Genomic DNA, 15,562 nt, shown 5'->3' with positions numbered 1-15,562 from the left:
GGGCATGGGCGGCGCTGCACCAGTCCCCGTGCGCCCGCATTTGCGCCGAGCCTATCGGCACAGATGCATGAAGTCGCGATCATAGCTTTTGAGGTGCGCGCCGCCATCGACATAGAGCGTCTGCCCGGTCACGGCGGTCGCCTCGACCAGATAGAGCACCGCCTGCGCGATCTGCTCCGCCTGCGGCAGGCGGGCGAGCGGCATCATCTCCGCCAGACGTTCCATCTGCGCCTCGTCATAGTCGGGCGTCGCGATCGTCAGGCCCGGCGCGACGGCATTGACCCGCACCTTGGGCGCAAGGCTGCCGGCGCTGGTGCGCGTCAGCCCGGCCAATGCCAGCTTGGAGAGCGTATAGGCCAACTGGTCGGCATGGGGGTGATCGATGCGCTGGTCGAGGATGTTGACGATGCAGCGGTCGCCCACCCCCGCCGGCACGGTGGCGAACGCCTTGGTCAGCAAGGTCGGCGCGGCGCAATTCACCGCATAATGCGTCATCAGGTCGTCGGCCGTGACCGTGTCGAGCCGGTCCTGCCCGAACAGGGCGGCGCTGTTGATCAATATGTCTGGCGGGCGACCGAACCGCTCCGCGACCTTCGCCACCAATTCCTCCGCCCCTTCCGGATCGGCGAAATCGACGACGAAGCCGTCCCATTCCGTGCCCTCCTCCTCGAAGGTCAGGGCCAGATGGGAATCGAGCCGCGTATCGTGGCTGCCATGGATGGCGAGCGAATGACCGGCCTTCGCCAGCGCGGCCGCAATGATGCCGCCCAGCCGTCGATGCCCGCCCGTGACGAGCGCCAGCCGCTTGGGCGCCAGCGGCGCGCCGACCGGCGCGGTGTCGCTGCGCGCCTTACCCAGCGGCCGATAGGCAGGTTCGTCGTCGCCGCTCATGAAGCGATGAGCTTCAGCACTTCCTCCCGCGACTTTTCATCGTCGCGGAACACGCCGAGCATACGGCTGGTCTTCATGATGACATTGGGCGTGCGCACGCCGCGCCCGGTCATGCAGCCATGGGTCGCCTCGATCACCACCGCGACGCCCTGGGGTTTCAGATGATCCCAGATGCAGTTGGCGACTTCGGATGTCAGCCGTTCCTGCACCTGCAGCCGGTTGGCATAGGCGTGCAGGACACGGGCCAGCTTGGATATGCCCACGACATAGGCGCCGGGCAGATAGGCGATATGCGCCTTCCCCACGATCGGCGCCATATGATGTTCGCAATGCGACTGGAACGGAATATCCTTGAGCAGGACGACATCGTCATAACCGCCCACTTCGTGGAAGATGCGCGAGAGATGATAGGCCGGGTCGTCGCCATAGCCGCGGCAATATTCGCGCCAGGCGCGCGCGACGCGTTCGGGCGTTTCCATCAGGCCTTCGCGTTCGGGCACATCGCCCGACCAGCGAATCAGGGTGCGGATCGCCTCGCTGACTTCGGCCGGAACCGGCTCCTTGCCTTCGCCGACGGTCTCCGCTTCGAGTTCACAAGCCATGAACAGGGCCACTCCTTATGCTGTTGCGACGCATATGGCGCTTGGGGTGCGTGATGGCCAGTGTCTTTCGGACCGCTGGACACAAGATCGCCATGGTGGCAAATCGGGGAATAATCGGGATCGCCACCAGCCAATGCATTACCGCCTGAACATCCATGCGCACTGAACGGATCGCCGCCGTTCTGCTGGCGGCCGGAACATCCACCCGCTTTGGCGAAGACGACAAGCTGATGGCCGACCTGCGCGGCAAGCCGCTCGCCGCCCATGTGCTGGAAACGGTCGCCTCCATGGCCTTTGCCGAATTGATCGCGGTCGTGCGCCCGATCGAGCAGGCCCCGGTCATCCACCGCAAGCTGGACCGGCGCGGCTATACCATCATCGTCAACGACCGGCCCGAAGAAGGCATATCGGGCAGCATCGTCCGCGCGGTCGACTATGTCATGCCCAACATGAAGATACGCGGCATCCTCATCTGCCTGGCCGACATGCCCGACGTGCCGCAGACTCATTATAACCGCATCTGCCTGGCCGCGGAGGACATCAGGTCCGTCGTCGCTTCCACCGACGGCTTCTCCTCTTCCCCGCCCGCCTTCATTGGCCGCAAGCATTTCCCCGAACTGCTGGCGCTGAAGGGCGACCAGGGCGCGCGCGCCTTGCTGAGCCACGGCATCCAGATCGAAACGACGGGCAACGTCCTGCACGATATCGACACACCGGAGGATCTGCCCGGCTGGCGACCGGTGACGCCGCAATAACTACGCCAGATTATTGGTTTACGCGATTTCCAAGTCTAGTTCGACCGGGTCGGATCGGTCATGGGATCGCCCATCTCACGCGGGTCGGGCGCGCGGCTGATCGGCAGCGATCCGGTCTGGCGTTCCAGCATCCGGTGGACCACAGGCGGGTTGGGACCGGCATGGAGCGCATGGATGGCCTGGCTGTTGTCGATGTCCGCCACCGTCCGCCGCTGATTGTGCCGGACATAATCGAGCCAGGTCGACACATGATAGCGCTCCACCCATAAGGCCGGATCACCCAGGTCGCGCATCAGCGACCAGCCATGCGCGCCGTCGCGGCGGCGGATGCGCCGCCGCTCGCTCATCGCGGACAGGAAGGGCACGATCGATCCGGCCGGGATGCGATATTCGATGGTGACGACCACCGGTCCGCTGCGGGGTTCCACCGGCACCGCCGTATCCGGTTCGCGCCAGCTATTCTGCAGGTCCAGATTATCCTCACCGGCCTGCGGCAGCGGGCGGAGCAGGCCCAGCATGGCGGCCGCGAACTGCGCGCCGGCCGACGCATAGAGCGCCTCCACCACGCCATGATGCTCGGCGATCCAGCCGAACATCCACGCCCCGATCGCCATGCCGCCGAATGCGGTCATCTGATAGAGCGACACCGCCCGCGCCACGACCCAGCGCGGCGCCGACATCTGCACCGACACGTTGAACGTAGCCAGCGCCGTCACCCATCCCATGCCCGCCAGCAGGTAGCCCAGCAGCGCCAGCGCCAGCCAACTGCTGGCGCCAGTGATGGCGGTGCCGAGCGCCAGGGTCAGCGCCGCCGACCGCACCATCGTCTCCACCGAGAAGCGCGCCCGCAAATGGCGGGTCGACAAGGCCGCCAGCACGGCGCCGATACCGAACGCGCCGCTGGTCATGCCGAAGGTGAGCGCCCCGCCGCCCAGCACGTCGCGCGCGACCAGCGGCATCAAGGCCGACACCGCGCTGGCGCCAATGCCGAAGGCGGCGCCCCGCAGCAGCACCAACTGGATATTGGGCGACATCGCGACATAGCGCACGCCCGCCCCCATCGCGACGCCCAGCCGCTCGCGCGGGAGCAGCTTGGGTGGCAGGTCCGGTCGCCAGCGGAACAGAACCGTCAGCAGGGCGATATAGCTGACCGCATTGGTCAGGAAGGCCGCCGCCGCCCCTGCCGCCGCGACGATCACGCCACCCAGCGCCGGACCGACGCTACGCGCCAGATTGAAGCCCATCGAGTTCATCGCGACCGCGCTCGGCAGGATGGCGCGCGGCACCATGTCGCCGACCGACGCCTGCCAGGCGGGACCGTTGATCGCGGTGGCGCAGCCGATCAGGAAGGTGAAGCCCAGCAGCAGCCAGGGCGTGACCAGCCCGGCCCAGGCGGTCAGCGCCAGCGCGGTCGACACGATCAGCATCGACGCCTGGCAGGCGATCATCACCTTGCGCCGGTCGAGATTGTCGGCGACCGCCCCGGCCCACAGCGACAGCAGCATGATCGGCAAGGTCGTGGCGGCCGGAACCAGCGCGATCAGTTGCGGCGAGGCCGACAGCGAGGTCATCATCCAGGCCGCGCCGACCGACTGGATCAGACCGCCGAAGTTCGACGCAAGGCTGGCGGTCCAGATCGCGCGGAAGATGGGGATGGAGAGCGGCGAAGGCGGTTCTTGAGTCGGGGTTTGCGTCACGCTGTCCATGAAGGGGGATATAAGCCGCAACGCCGAGGGCGCAACGCTCCTAAACGCGCCCGGTGCGCAGCGCCACAGCCCAATCGGCGCGTTCGCGTGCCTCCGCTGCGCGGGCGGCGGCTTCCCAGTCATAGGGGATGGCGATCGGCTCCGCCCGCCATCCGTCCGCCGTCCGATCCACGATCGCGTAGCGGGCATGGGGCGCGCCCGTCTCCACCTTGTGCGGCACAGGATGATCGTCGGCATAGGCCGGCAAGCCCACGCTGCCGGGATTGACGATCATTCCGCCGTCCGGTCGGCGGTGGATGCGGGGAATATGGGTGTGGCCGCATAGGATCAAAGGGGCGGCTACGCCCCCTGCCCGCGACTCCACTTCATCCGCTGTGGCGGGCCGCAATCCGGCGGGTTCGACCGTTTCGAGCCAATAGCAGAGATCATCGCCCGGCGCGCCATGGACCATCAGCACATCGTCGGCCAGCCACAGGCTTTCCGGCAGCGCCGCGATCCAGTCGCGATGACGGGGTTGCAGGACCGAGTCCGTGTAGCGATCCGACGCGCCCATGCGGTCCTGATGCAGGGTCAGCAATTGCCGCTCATGATTGCCGCGGATCGTGGGCAGGTCGAGCGCCATCAGCCGGTCGGCCGTCTCGCAGGGGAAGAGCGGCCCGGACAGGATGTCCCCCAGGTTGACGATCGCATCCGCGCCGCGCCGCTCGACGTCGGCCAGCACGGCGTCGAGCGCGGCGATATTGCCGTGAATGTCGGAGAGGATGGCGATCCGCATCGCCCCTGAATGGCACAGGGATTCGCACCGCGAAAGGGCGGCGTGCGACAGCAAGTTGGACAGTATCTGCGATGTTTCGCTCCAGCCCCTCCACCTGCCGCTACGGCAGGGCGGGACGGCATATGGCCCATGCATTTACACTTGCACTTTACGTAAACGTAAATACATTTCCCTTCACATCCAGTGCGCCCGAAGGGCAGCCCACGGAGAGGGAAAGACATGGAAGCCTATATTTACGACGCCGTCAGGACGCCCCGTGGCCGGGGCAAGGCCGACGGGTCGCTGCACGAGATCACGCCCATTCAACTGGCGACGCAGGTGCTGGAAGCGGTGCGCGATCGCAGCCAGATCGACACGGCGGACGTTGATGACGTCATCCTGGGCTGCGTCAGCCCGGTCGGCGAACAGGGCGCCGACATCGCCCGCGTCGCAGTGCTGAACGCCAGCTATGCGGAGACCGTACCGGGCGTGCAGATCAACCGCTTCTGCGCTTCGGGGCTGGAGGCGGTGAACATGGCCGCCGCCAAGGTTTATTCGGGCGAGGCGATGTTCGCGATCGGCGGCGGGGTCGAATCCATGAGCCGCGTGCCGATGGCGTCGGACGGCGGTGCCTGGGCGATGGACCCGGCGGTCGCCTACAAGACCTATTTCGCGCCGCAGGGCATCGGCGCCGATGTGATCGCCACCAAGTTCGGCATCAGCCGCGACGATGCGGACGCCTATGCCGTCGAAAGCCAGAAGCGCGCCAAGGCCGCTTGGGACGAAGGCCGGTTCAAAAAGTCAATCGTGCCGGTGAAGGACGTGATTGGCCGCGTGGCGCTGGACCATGACGAACATATGCGCCCCGACGCGACGATGCAGTCGCTGGGCGCTCTGAAGCCCAGCTTCCTGGCCTTGGGCGAGGATATGCCCGGTTTCGATACGGTGGCGCTGCTGCGCTATCCCGAACTGGAGAAGGTCAACCATGTCCATCATGCCGGCAACAGCAGCGGCATCGTCGATGGCGCGGCGGCCGTGCTGGTCGGCAACAAGGATATGGGCGACAAATATGGGCTGAAGCCCCGCGCCCGCATCCGCGCCATGGCCTCGATCGGGTCGGAGCCGCTGATCATGCTGACCGGGCCGGAATTCGTCGCCGGCAAGCTGCTCGCCCGCGCAGGCATGTCCGCCGCCGACATCGACCTGTGGGAACTGAACGAGGCCTTTGCGTCGGTCGTGCTGCGCTACATGCAGGCGATGAACCTCGACCATGACAAGATCAATGTGAATGGCGGCGCGATCGCCTTTGGCCATCCGCTGGGCGCGACCGGGGCGATGGTGCTGGGCACGGCGCTGGACGAACTGGAACGGTCCGGCAAGGGCACGGCGCTCGTCAACCTGTGCGTCGGCGCGGGCATGGGCACCGGGATCATCATCGAGCGCGTTTGAAACAAGGATAAGACCCGTTCGCACTGAGTAGGGACTGAGCCTGTCGAAGTCCCGTATCGAAGCATGTTTGGATACGCCATTTCGACTTCGCTCAATGGCTAGTCAGGACGAACGGGGTTTGGGAAAGGTAGCCATACCAATGAACACCATCGCATTCGACATCGACGCCGACGGCATCGCCATTCTGACGATCGACGTCCCCGGCCAGTCGATGAACGTCATCGGCCCGGACTTCCTGGCCGATCTGGACGCCGCGATCACGCGCATCGCGTCCGAAGAGGGCATCAAGGGCGCCGTCATCGCGTCTGGCAAGGATAGCGGCTTCATGGCCGGCATGGACCTGAAATTTTTCGGGGCGATGCTGGCGAAGGCGGGGGATGCCCCCGCCCCGGCGGCGCTGTACGACGATCTGTTCGTGCTGAACGCGCTGTTCCGTCGCCTGGAAACCAGCGGCAAGCCGATCGCCTGCGCCATCGAAGGCACCTGCGTCGGCGGCGGGTTCGAACTGGCGCTGGCCTGCCATCGCCGCTTCGTGGGCGACAGCCCCAGGACCCAGATGGGCCTGCCCGAAATCCTGATCGGCCTGTTCCCCGGCGGCGGCGGGTCGCAGCGCCTGCCGCGCATCATGGGCGTGCAGGCCGCGTTGATGTATATGCTGCAAGGCAAGCTGTTCCGCCCGGCCGAGGCCGCGATGCTGAAGGTTGTGGACGCGGTCGTGCCGCAGGGCACGGCGGTTCAGGCCGCGCGGGATTGGGTGCAGGCGAACCCGACCGCCGGTACCCAGCCCTGGGACGTCAAGGGCTTCAAGGTGCCCGGTGGCGCGGGCGGCTTCAATCCCGCCTTCGTCCAGACCATGGCGGGCGCGCTGCCGATGACGCTGAAGCAGACCCAGCGCAACATGCACGCGCCGATCGCTTTGCTGTCGGCGGTCTATGAAGGCATCACTTTGCCGATGGACCGGGCGATCCAGATCGAGAGCAAATATTTCGCCAAGGTCGCCGCCGACCGCCAGGCGAGCAACATGATCCGCACCCTGTTCGTCAACAAGCAGGCCGCCGAGCGCGGCGCGCGGCGCCCCAAGGGCGAGGCCAAGGCGCCGACGAAGAAGCTCGCCATGCTGGGCGCCGGCATGATGGGCGCGGGCATCGCCACCGTCGCCGCACAGGCGGGGATAGAGGTCGTGCTGTTCGATCGCGACCTGGCCTATGCGCAAAAGGGCAAGGCGCATGTCGAGGAAGTGCTGAAGAAGCGGCTGGGCAAGGGCATGACGCCGGAAAAGCTGGAGCAGACTCTCGCGCGCGTCACGCCGACCACCGATTATGCCGACCTGGCCGGCGCGGATTTCGTCATCGAGGCCGTGTTCGAGGACGTCACGATCAAGGCGGGCGTCACCAAACAGGTCGAAGCCGTGCTGGGCGCGGACACCATCTTCGGGTCCAACACCTCTACCCTGCCGATCACGAAGCTGGCGCAGGCGTGGACGAAACCGGAGAATTTCATCGGCGTCCATTTCTTCTCGCCGGTCGAGAAGATGCCGCTGGTCGAGATCATCCTGGGCGAAAAGACCGGCCCCGCCGCGATCGCCAAGGCGCTGGATTTCGTCAGCCAGATCAAGAAGACCCCGATCGTCGTCCATGACAGCCGCGGCTTCTACACCTCGCGCAGCTTCGGCACCTATGTGCAGGAAGGCGCGGAACTGGTCGGCGAGGGCGTCAATCCCGCGCTGATCGAAAATGCCGGCAAACAACTGGGGATGCCCACTGGCCCGCTGGCCGTCAGCGACGAGGTGTCGATCGAACTGGGCTGGAAGATCATGAGCGCCGCGAAGAAGGAACTGGGCGACGCCTATGTCCCGCAGGAGTCGGACGAGATCATGGTGCGGATGGTCGAGGCCGGCCGCCTGGGCCGCAAGAATGGCAAGGGCTGGTACGACTATCCCGAAGGCGGCAAGAAGCATCTGTCGCCGGTGCTGGGCGAGATGTTTCCGCGCGCGGCGCAGCAGCCCGATGTCGAGGCGGTGAAGGAACGGCTGCTCTATCGCCAGTTGATCGAATGCGCCCGCTGTTTCGAGGAAGGCGTGCTGGAAACCCCCGAGGACGGCGATATCGGCGCGATCTTCGGCTGGGGCTTTGCGCCCTATACCGGCGGACCGTTCAGCCATATGGACACGGTCGGCATCGCCCATGTCGTGGCCGTGCTGGACCGGCTGGCGGCGGAACATGGCCCGCGCTTCGCTCCGACGGCGCAGCTTCGCGAGATGGCGGCGAGCGGCGCGACTTTCTATCATCCGGCGCCGGCCAAGGCGGCGGCATGATCCGACTGTAAATCTTAACGACACTCGGCTAGGTCTCCCGGCAACAGGCTGGGAGACCTTTTCTTATGAGCGATAAACCCACGATATTGGTCACGGGCGGCGCGGGCTATATCGGCAGCCATGCCGTGCTGGCGCTCAAGGATGCCGGCTATGGCGTCGTCGTGATCGATAATCTGGTCACCGGCTTCGACTGGGCCGTGCCCGACGGCGTGCCGCTGGTGCGTGGCGACATTGCCGACCAGCCGCTGGTGGAAGCGGCGCTGCGCGACCATGACGTCAAGGCGATCATGCATTTCGCCGGGTCGGTCGTCGTGCCGGAATCGGTTGAGAATCCGCTGAAATATTATCACAATAACAGCGCCAAGACGCGCGACCTGATTGAAAGCGCGGTGCGGGTGGGCGTGCCGCATTTCATCTTCTCGTCCACCGCCGCCACCTATGGCACGCCGGACGTGGAGGCGGTGCGGGAGGATACGCCGCAACGGCCGATCAATCCCTATGGCATGTCCAAGCTGATGACCGAATATATGCTGCGCGACGTGGCGGCGGCGCATCCGATGAACTTCTGCGCGCTGCGCTATTTCAACGTCGCAGGCGCGGACCCGCAGGGACGCATGGGCCAGTCGACGGCGGGCGCCACCCATCTCATCAAGGTCGCGGTCGAGGCGGCGCTGGGCAAGCGGACAAGCGTCGCCGTCTTCGGCACCGATTTCGACACGCCGGACGGAACGGGTGTGCGCGACTATATCCATGTCAGCGACCTGGCCGCCGCCCATCTGTTGGCGCTGGAAGCGCTGATCGCCGAGCCGGAGCGCAACCATCTGCTCAATTGCGGCTATGGCCGTGGCTTTTCGGTGCTGGAGGTGCTGGACGCGGTCGATCGCGCGACCAACATGCCCGTCCAGCGCGTCATGGCCGGCCGTCGGGCGGGCGACCCGGGCAAGCTGATTTCCGACAATGGCGCCATTCTCAAGACCTTCCCCTGGACGCCGCGCCATGCCGATCTGGACCAGATCGTCGCCCATGCTCTGGCGTGGGAGCGCAAACTGGGTGAGCGCGCATGAGCGAGGCGAGCGTCCGCGCCTTCTTGGCGGAACGGGCGCCCGACGTGGCGATCATCGACCAGGGCGTCAGCACCGCGACCGTGATAGAGGCCGCCGCGGCGCTGGGCGTCGAACCGGCGCGGATCGCCAAGACGCTGTCGCTGCGCGTAGGCGAGACGGTCATGCTGGTCTGCGCGCGCGGGGACGCGCGGCTCAACAATGGCAAGGCGAAGGCGGCGCTGGGCGCCAAGCCCCGGATGCTGGGCGCGGAGGAGGTCGAGGCGATCACCGGCCATCCGGTCGGCGGGGTCTGCCCCTTCGGCCTCGCCTCTCCCCTGCCCGTCTATTGCGATGTGTCTCTGCAGGATTTCACCACCATTTTTCCGGCTGCCGGATCGCGCACCACATCGGTCGAACTGACGCCCGATCGACTGGCCGACTTGACCGGAGCGCGGTGGATCGACATCTGCACGCTTCCGCAAGCAGCCGAGTGAAGCCCATGCCGACCGAACATCCTTTCGCCACCGGCGCGCAGGCCGCGGCCGATATCGCCGCGCGCATCGCCACGATCCTGTCCGATGCGATCGCGCAGCGCGGCGTCGCCAGCATCGCCCTGTCGGGCGGCCGTTCGCCCCGGCCGGTGCTCGAAGCGCTCAGCCAGGTCGATCTCGACTGGGATAAGGTCGTGGTGACGCTGGTCGACGAACGCTGGGTCGCGCCAGACAGCGCCGACAGCAATGAGAAGCTGGTGCGCGATGCGCTGCTCAAGGGCGCCGCGGCGCAGGCCCGCTTCGTGCCGATGAAAACGCAAGCCGCCGACGCCTATGCAGGGCAGGCCGCGGTCGAGGCGGCTTTCACCGGCCTGCCCTGGCCGCTGGACATCGTCCTGTTGGGCATGGGCGATGACGGGCATACGGCGTCGCTCTTTCCGCAAGGCAGGGAACTGGCCGAGGGGCTGGCGAGCGGGGCGCTGACGATCGCGGCGACGCCCCCGGTCGCCCCGCACCAGCGTATGTCGCTGACGGCGCACGGAATCATGCAGAGCCGCCATATCTTCCTGCAGATCAGCGGGGCCGGCAAGAAAGCGGTCTATGATCGCGCGCTGGCGAGCGGCGCCGTCGAGGAACTGCCGATCCGGCTGGCATTGTTGCAGGACAAGGTGCCGGTCGAGGTTTGGATCGCCGAAGTTTAATGCGAATCCATTCGGTTAATCTCTTACCTCATGCTTGGAAATCAGATAGCGCCACACGCCGACCGCATTGATGACCAGCAGCGCGACATTCTGCCAGCCTATCCCTTCGCTGTCCTTGTCGAGAAACCCCCAGCCGATCAGCGCGATCGATGAGGTGACGAACAGCACGAATGCCCATCCGGTTATGCGTCGTCCCAGATTGAGCGAGACGACCAGCGCTGCGATCGTTGCTGCCCCCGCGCCATAATATTGCAAAGCGGTGAGCAGCGTCATGGTCATGCCGGTCGAACGCCCCGGCTATCGACATGGTTGCGGCGCGGCTTTAGGCACGCCCCATGATCGCCGACATATCCCCCTTCCACGCCATCGCCATCAGCCGCGAAGCCCATGCGCTCGAAGCGACGGGCCGGTCCATCCTGCATATGGAGTTCGGCCAGCCGTCGACCGGCGCGCCTGCGGAGGCCATCGCCATGGCGCATCATGTGCTGGACACGGAGGCGATGGGCTATTGGGAAAGCATGCCACTTAAGGAGCGGATCGCGCGCCATTATGGCGAGCGGCACGGCGTGGCCGTCGACCCCGAACAGATATTGCTGACCTGCGGCGCGTCGCCGGGGCTGGTGCTGGCGCTGACCTGCCTGTTCGCGCCCGGCGCGCGGGTTGCGACGGCGCGGCCGGGCTATGTCGCCTATCGCAATAATTTGAAGGCGCTGTATCTGGAGCCGGTCGAGGTCGCCTGCGGCCCGGCCGAACGTTATCAGATCAGCGCCGACGCGCTGGCTGCGATCGATCCGGCGCCGGACGGCCTGATCCTCGCCAGCCCGGCCAATCCCACCGGCACCATCATCCCGGCGGACGAACTTTCGCGAATCGCGGCGGTCTGTGCAGAGCGTGGCATCCGCATCATCTCGGACGAAATCTATCACGGGCTGAGCTTCGGCGAACCCGCCCGGTCGATGCTGGAGTTCGCGGCCGACGCGGTGATCGTGAACAGCTTCTCCAAATATTACAGCATGGCCGGCTGGCGGCTGGGCTGGATCCTGGTGCCGCCCGCGCTGATCGAGGCCGCGCGGGCGCGGATGGGCAATCTGTTCCTGACGCCGCCGGTGCTGGCCCAGCGCGCCGGGCTGACCGCGTTCGATTGCACCGCCGAACTGGAGGGCCATGTCGCCAGCTATCGCCGCAACCGGCAATTGCTGCTGGACGCCCTGCCCGCACTGGGCCTGGCCAGCATCGCGCCGCCCGACGGCGCCTTCTACATCTATGCCGATATCAGCCATCTGACCAATGACAGTCTGCGCTTCTGCCAGAAGCTGCTGCGCGAAACCGGCGTGGCGACCGCGCCGGGGATCGATTTCGATCCCGTCGACGGCCATCGCTTCATCCGCTTCAGCTTCGCGGTGTCCACCGACCGGGTCGAGGATGCGATCGCGCGGATGGTGCCATGGTTCCAGGCGCAAGGCGAGAGGTAGCGCCGCCGCTTGGCTGCTTTGGGTGGATGGCGGACGCTAGTGAACGCGCTATCGACCGGCACCGCATTTTCGACAGTTGCTCTCTACCGGCTTGAGCAGGTTCACGCCGGTGAAATTCCATCCGGCCTCAGAAGGCGAGAAGTAATAACTGACGCCACAGGCCCGGCACTTACAGCCGGATATAATGATCGCCGAAAACGGCATGGTTAACGCCAATGCCAGCACGGCCCCGCCAATACCACCTACGCCAAAGAAAACGATGGCCAAGAATATCAGGCCACTGAAGAAAAAACCAGCTTGGACAATGCGGGCAGCGAACATTCGCATATTCTACCTGCAAACCGTAAGGTCCGCAATTGGTGGCTTGCAGTCCTCCCCAATCCCTATCGGCACCGCAGGATCAGCGCGCCGTCCGCTTGTACTGGCGCACCAGCCACAGGCCAGTCAGGACGGCGACCGTCAGCAGGCGCGGCGGGAGTTTTTCGAGCGCATGGGGCACGCTCCAGAACAGCGCGTCGCCCACGCTGATGACGATCAGGACAGCCAGGCCGAACAGCAAGGGCGGCAGGATGTGGCGAACCTTCATGCAACGGCCATAGCATGGCTGCGCACAGCCCGCGATAGTCGGGTCGGTTATGGCAGGACAGCCAGTGGTGCGGGCGGTCGGAATCGAACCGACACTCCTTGCGGAACCGGATTTTGAGTCCGGCGCGTCTACCAGTTTCACCACGCCCGCACGGCTGGTGTCGGCCAGATGACAAAATCCGGCGCGGGCGTCCAGCCGAAAATCGGGCAGAGGCGCAAAAGTCGCTCCATCCCGGTTGACAGCGCCACCCGACACGCCCACATGCCGCGCTTAAATGTAACGTTATATCATAATAGGATTGAACATGACCTCTTGCGACGACCCGCGAAAAATCGGGCTATCCGCGCCGAAGCGGACGGGCTGGCTCGATGGCTTCGCGCTTTGCGCCTCGTCGCTCTGCACGCTCCATTGCCTGGGCCTGCCGCTGCTGTTCGCACTGCTCCCCGCCCTTGCCAGCCGGATCGATCCGGGCGAATCCTTCCACCTCGTCATGCTGGTCCTGGCGGTCCCGACCAGCCTGTTCGCGCTGGCGCAGGGCTGGCGGCGGCACCGCGCGCCCGGCCTGATGCTGCCGGGCGTCGCCGGGCTGGGGCTGATGGCGATCGGGGCGCTGGCGGCGGAGGGCGCGATGGCGGAAGCGGCCTGGACGGTGGCGGGCAGCGCGTTGCTGGCGGGCGCGCACATCCTCAACTGGCGGCGCGGGCGTGGTCAGTTGCGCGCCTGATCCTCGCGCCGGGGCGGCACGAAGCTGAGCTGCGCCAGCCGCCACAGCCGCTCCTCCTCGGCCGGCCAGTGTTCGGCATGGTCGAGAGGCGCCTGCGGCCCGGCATGGCCATGGATTTCGGCGCGGATCAGCCGGCCAGTCTCGCGCAGCCGCACGGTCGCGCCGGGATAGCGCGCCGCCAGCCGCTGGCCCAACGCCTGCGCATCGGGCGACAGGTCCGGGCTGGACAGGGCGCGCGGTGCGCCGTCGATCAGTTCGGCGGTCGAAGAACGCAGCGCCTTCACCCCGTCGCTGATGATGTCGAGTGAGATGATCGCCGCCGCGACCGAATCGGCCCACCACCAGCCCAGCCCCAGGCCGATGATCCCGGCCAGCCCCGCCGCGCCGGTCAGCCAGTTGGCCTTGTTCATCAACGCGTCGGTGTGCAGCAGCTTATCGGACAGTTTTTCCGCCAGCGGCAATTCCCTGCGGCCGATGATGAGCGGCGGGATCAGCGAATAGACCTGCGCGCCCAGCATCAGCCAACCGAGCCAGATGTCGCGGCCGAAGACATGGACCGACGCGACCGTGGCATGTTCGGCGCGCGCCAGCGTCATCACCGAATCCCACAACAGCAACGCCCCGGTCGCCGCCAGCGCCACCGCGGCGAGGAAGAAGCCGAGGCCATTGACCCGTTCGAAGCCGAAGGGGAAGCGGGCCGAGCGATGGCCGCGCCGTTCCATCCGCGCGGCGATCAGGAAGGCGATCGGCGGGACGAGGCCCAGCGTATCCTCGATCCAGGCGGTCTTCATCGTCTGGCTCTGGCCCATCGTCAGGCCCATCACCGCGACGATGGTGACGGTCCAGAAGATGTTCCAATATTCCAGCCGCTCCGCCTGGCGCAGCGTCTTTACGATCTCGTCGGGCAGGTCGTCGGCGCTGGTCATTGCCCGGCACCCGGATCGGCTACGGCGCGGGCGGCACTTTCCACCGTCATGATCCAGCGATTTTCGCCGTTGCGCATTGCGGCGTAATAATCGAGGCGCTTGTCCTTTCGGCCCTGCGTCGCGATCGGCGGGCTGAGCGATATACGGGTCATCCACGGGCTTTCCGGATCGAGGGGCGTGAGGACGAGATCGATGTCGCCGCGCTCCAGCGCCTGGAACAAAGGCTCGGTCGCGCCGGGGCGGATCGCGGCCCGCGCCCCGGTCTGGCGCGACAGACGATCGAGCAGGCGGGCGGAGGTGGCACGGCCGAAATCGCCATCGCCCAGCACCAGCCCGACCCGCATCACACCGTGACGGCGGATCGCCTCGCTGCTGCCGGCCGGATCGCGCGGGAGCGCGTCGCACGCGACCAGCAGCATCATGCAGCAAAGGATCAGATTTTTCATTTCGATGGGAAAACGGTCGCCGAACCTGCCGGTTCCTCGATCCCGCCGCCTTATGCCTTTTCGCCGGGGAATGGATTGTCCTTGAGCAGTCCCGCCAGATGCGCCGCATTGCCCGCCACCATTTTCGCCGTCTTGGCGACCATCTCAGGCGTTTCCTTCAAATCCTTGAAGTCGACCGATCCCATCGCTTCGCCCACCCAATAGCAGGCGGCGACGGCGGGAATCGTCCAGCCGACATCGTTGAGCGACTGGAATATCTGCGCCGATGCGGCATGGGCGCCATCCTCATTGCCCACGATCGCCGCGACGGCGACCTTGCCATAGCTGGGCATCCGTCCCAGCTCGTCGGTTTCGGAGAGGAAGGCGTCCATCCGCTCCAGCGCCCGCTTGGCGACGCTGCCCGCCTGCCCCATCCAGATCGGCGTGCCGAGGATGAGGATATCGGCGGCCAATATCTTCTCGCGGATGGCGGGCCAATCGTCGCCCTCCCCCTCGTCGGATGTCACGCCGGCGAGCACATTGTGGGAGGCGACCCGGATCGTATCGGCCACCTCCACATCCAGCGCCGCAAATTCTTTCGCCAGCACCGCGATCATCGCGTCCGTCGAACTGGGCTGTCCGGTGTCGCGCTTCAGCGTGCAGTTGAGCGGCTGGACCTTGAGCATATGTCTCTCCTTTTTTGCGGAAGCAAAGTTCGCTTCA

At 66.0% G+C, this 15,562-nt stretch carries 18 protein-coding genes and 1 tRNA gene; 8 read left to right on the top strand and 11 right to left on the bottom strand.

Annotation, left to right across the window (positions count from 1 at the left end):
- Positions 1-51: 51 nt before the first annotated feature.
- Entirely contained in the window at positions 52-891 is an 840-nt protein-coding gene (locus K9B33_RS15640; RefSeq protein WP_224550013.1) for an SDR family oxidoreductase, read from the bottom strand.
- Positions 888-1,493 carry a GTP cyclohydrolase I FolE gene (folE, locus tag K9B33_RS15635; RefSeq protein WP_224550012.1) on the bottom strand — a complete coding sequence of 202 codons (606 nt, stop codon included), beginning with the start codon at positions 1,491-1,493 and terminating at the stop codon, positions 888-890. The genes K9B33_RS15640 and folE overlap by 4 nt, the downstream gene beginning before the upstream one ends.
- 155 nt (positions 1,494-1,648) lie before the next feature.
- Between folE and K9B33_RS15630 the strand changes: the two genes are divergently transcribed.
- Complete coding sequence (locus K9B33_RS15630) at positions 1,649-2,248, top strand: nucleotidyltransferase family protein (RefSeq protein WP_224550011.1); 600 nt, start codon at positions 1,649-1,651, stop codon at positions 2,246-2,248.
- A 35-nt stretch (positions 2,249-2,283) separates the two neighbouring features.
- Here K9B33_RS15630 and K9B33_RS15625 read toward each other — a convergent pair whose 3' ends face one another.
- The gene (locus K9B33_RS15625) at positions 2,284-3,954 is read right to left on the bottom strand and encodes an MFS transporter (RefSeq protein ID WP_224550010.1); all 1,671 of its coding nucleotides are present in this window, start codon (positions 3,952-3,954) and stop codon (positions 2,284-2,286) included.
- Positions 3,955-3,994: 40 nt separating this feature from the next.
- Positions 3,995-4,729 carry a metallophosphoesterase family protein gene (locus K9B33_RS15620; protein ID WP_224550009.1) on the bottom strand — a complete coding sequence of 245 codons (735 nt, stop codon included), beginning with the start codon at positions 4,727-4,729 and terminating at the stop codon, positions 3,995-3,997.
- Positions 4,730-4,948: 219 nt separating this feature from the next.
- Here K9B33_RS15620 and K9B33_RS15615 point away from each other — a divergent pair, with 219 nt between their 5' ends.
- From K9B33_RS15615 to pgl, 5 genes are all read left to right on the top strand, one after another.
- On the top strand, positions 4,949-6,157 hold the full coding sequence (locus tag K9B33_RS15615) for an acetyl-CoA C-acetyltransferase (RefSeq protein WP_224550008.1): 1,209 nt from the start codon (positions 4,949-4,951) through the stop codon (positions 6,155-6,157).
- A gap of 139 nt (positions 6,158-6,296) precedes the next feature.
- Positions 6,297-8,471 (top strand): 3-hydroxyacyl-CoA dehydrogenase NAD-binding domain-containing protein, encoded by a 2,175-nt coding sequence (locus tag K9B33_RS15610; protein ID WP_224550007.1) that lies wholly within the window; start codon positions 6,297-6,299, stop codon positions 8,469-8,471.
- Between the two features lie 65 nt (positions 8,472-8,536).
- Positions 8,537-9,535 carry a UDP-glucose 4-epimerase GalE gene (gene galE / locus K9B33_RS15605; RefSeq protein WP_224550006.1) on the top strand — a complete coding sequence of 333 codons (999 nt, stop codon included), beginning with the start codon at positions 8,537-8,539 and terminating at the stop codon, positions 9,533-9,535.
- Positions 9,532-10,008 (top strand): YbaK/EbsC family protein, encoded by a 477-nt coding sequence (locus K9B33_RS15600; RefSeq protein ID WP_224550005.1) that lies wholly within the window; start codon positions 9,532-9,534, stop codon positions 10,006-10,008. The genes galE and K9B33_RS15600 overlap by 4 nt, the downstream gene beginning before the upstream one ends.
- A gap of 5 nt (positions 10,009-10,013) precedes the next feature.
- On the top strand, positions 10,014-10,706 hold the full coding sequence (gene pgl, locus K9B33_RS15595) for a 6-phosphogluconolactonase (RefSeq protein WP_224550004.1): 693 nt from the start codon (positions 10,014-10,016) through the stop codon (positions 10,704-10,706).
- A 15-nt stretch (positions 10,707-10,721) separates the two neighbouring features.
- Here the strand turns inward: pgl and K9B33_RS15590 are convergent, their stop codons facing one another.
- A complete protein-coding gene (locus K9B33_RS15590) occupies positions 10,722-10,985 on the bottom strand; it encodes a hypothetical protein (protein WP_224550003.1) in 264 nt (87 codons plus the stop codon).
- Positions 10,986-11,041: 56 nt separating this feature from the next.
- Here K9B33_RS15590 and K9B33_RS15585 point away from each other — a divergent pair, with 56 nt between their 5' ends.
- On the top strand, positions 11,042-12,178 hold the full coding sequence (locus K9B33_RS15585; protein ID WP_224550002.1) for a pyridoxal phosphate-dependent aminotransferase: 1,137 nt from the start codon (positions 11,042-11,044) through the stop codon (positions 12,176-12,178).
- A gap of 48 nt (positions 12,179-12,226) precedes the next feature.
- Here the strand turns inward: K9B33_RS15585 and K9B33_RS15580 are convergent, their stop codons facing one another.
- The 3 genes from K9B33_RS15580 to K9B33_RS15570 form a co-directional block, all read right to left on the bottom strand.
- Complete coding sequence (locus K9B33_RS15580) at positions 12,227-12,499, bottom strand: hypothetical protein (RefSeq protein WP_224550001.1); 273 nt, start codon at positions 12,497-12,499, stop codon at positions 12,227-12,229.
- 79 nt (positions 12,500-12,578) lie between these two features.
- Positions 12,579-12,764 carry a hypothetical protein gene (locus K9B33_RS15575; protein ID WP_224550000.1) on the bottom strand — a complete coding sequence of 62 codons (186 nt, stop codon included), beginning with the start codon at positions 12,762-12,764 and terminating at the stop codon, positions 12,579-12,581.
- Between the two features lie 65 nt (positions 12,765-12,829).
- Positions 12,830-12,914 (bottom strand) — tRNA-Leu (locus K9B33_RS15570).
- A 154-nt stretch (positions 12,915-13,068) separates the two neighbouring features.
- Between K9B33_RS15570 and K9B33_RS15565 the strand changes: the two genes are divergently transcribed.
- Entirely contained in the window at positions 13,069-13,488 is a 420-nt protein-coding gene (locus K9B33_RS15565; RefSeq protein ID WP_224549999.1) for a MerC domain-containing protein, read from the top strand.
- Here K9B33_RS15565 and K9B33_RS15560 read toward each other — a convergent pair.
- The 3 genes from K9B33_RS15560 to K9B33_RS15550 all read right to left on the bottom strand — a co-directional run bounded on the left by K9B33_RS15560 (position 13,473) and on the right by K9B33_RS15550 (position 15,525).
- Positions 13,473-14,414, bottom strand: coding sequence for a cation transporter (locus K9B33_RS15560; protein WP_224549998.1), 942 nt, complete (start codon positions 14,412-14,414; stop codon positions 13,473-13,475). The genes K9B33_RS15565 and K9B33_RS15560 overlap by 16 nt on opposite strands.
- On the bottom strand, positions 14,411-14,836 hold the full coding sequence (locus tag K9B33_RS15555; RefSeq protein ID WP_224549997.1) for a hypothetical protein: 426 nt from the start codon (positions 14,834-14,836) through the stop codon (positions 14,411-14,413). The genes K9B33_RS15560 and K9B33_RS15555 overlap by 4 nt, the downstream gene beginning before the upstream one ends.
- Before the next feature lie 74 nt (positions 14,837-14,910).
- Entirely contained in the window at positions 14,911-15,525 is a 615-nt protein-coding gene (locus K9B33_RS15550; RefSeq protein ID WP_224549996.1) for a flavodoxin family protein, read from the bottom strand.
- Positions 15,526-15,562 lie beyond the last annotated feature (37 nt).

The organism is Sphingobium sp. 3R8 (assembly GCF_020166615.1).
Taxonomy (GTDB): Bacteria; Pseudomonadota; Alphaproteobacteria; order Sphingomonadales; family Sphingomonadaceae; genus Sphingobium; species Sphingobium bisphenolicum.
Note: the sequence above shows the minus strand (reverse complement) of the source record. Positions and strands in the feature narration are given on the sequence as shown.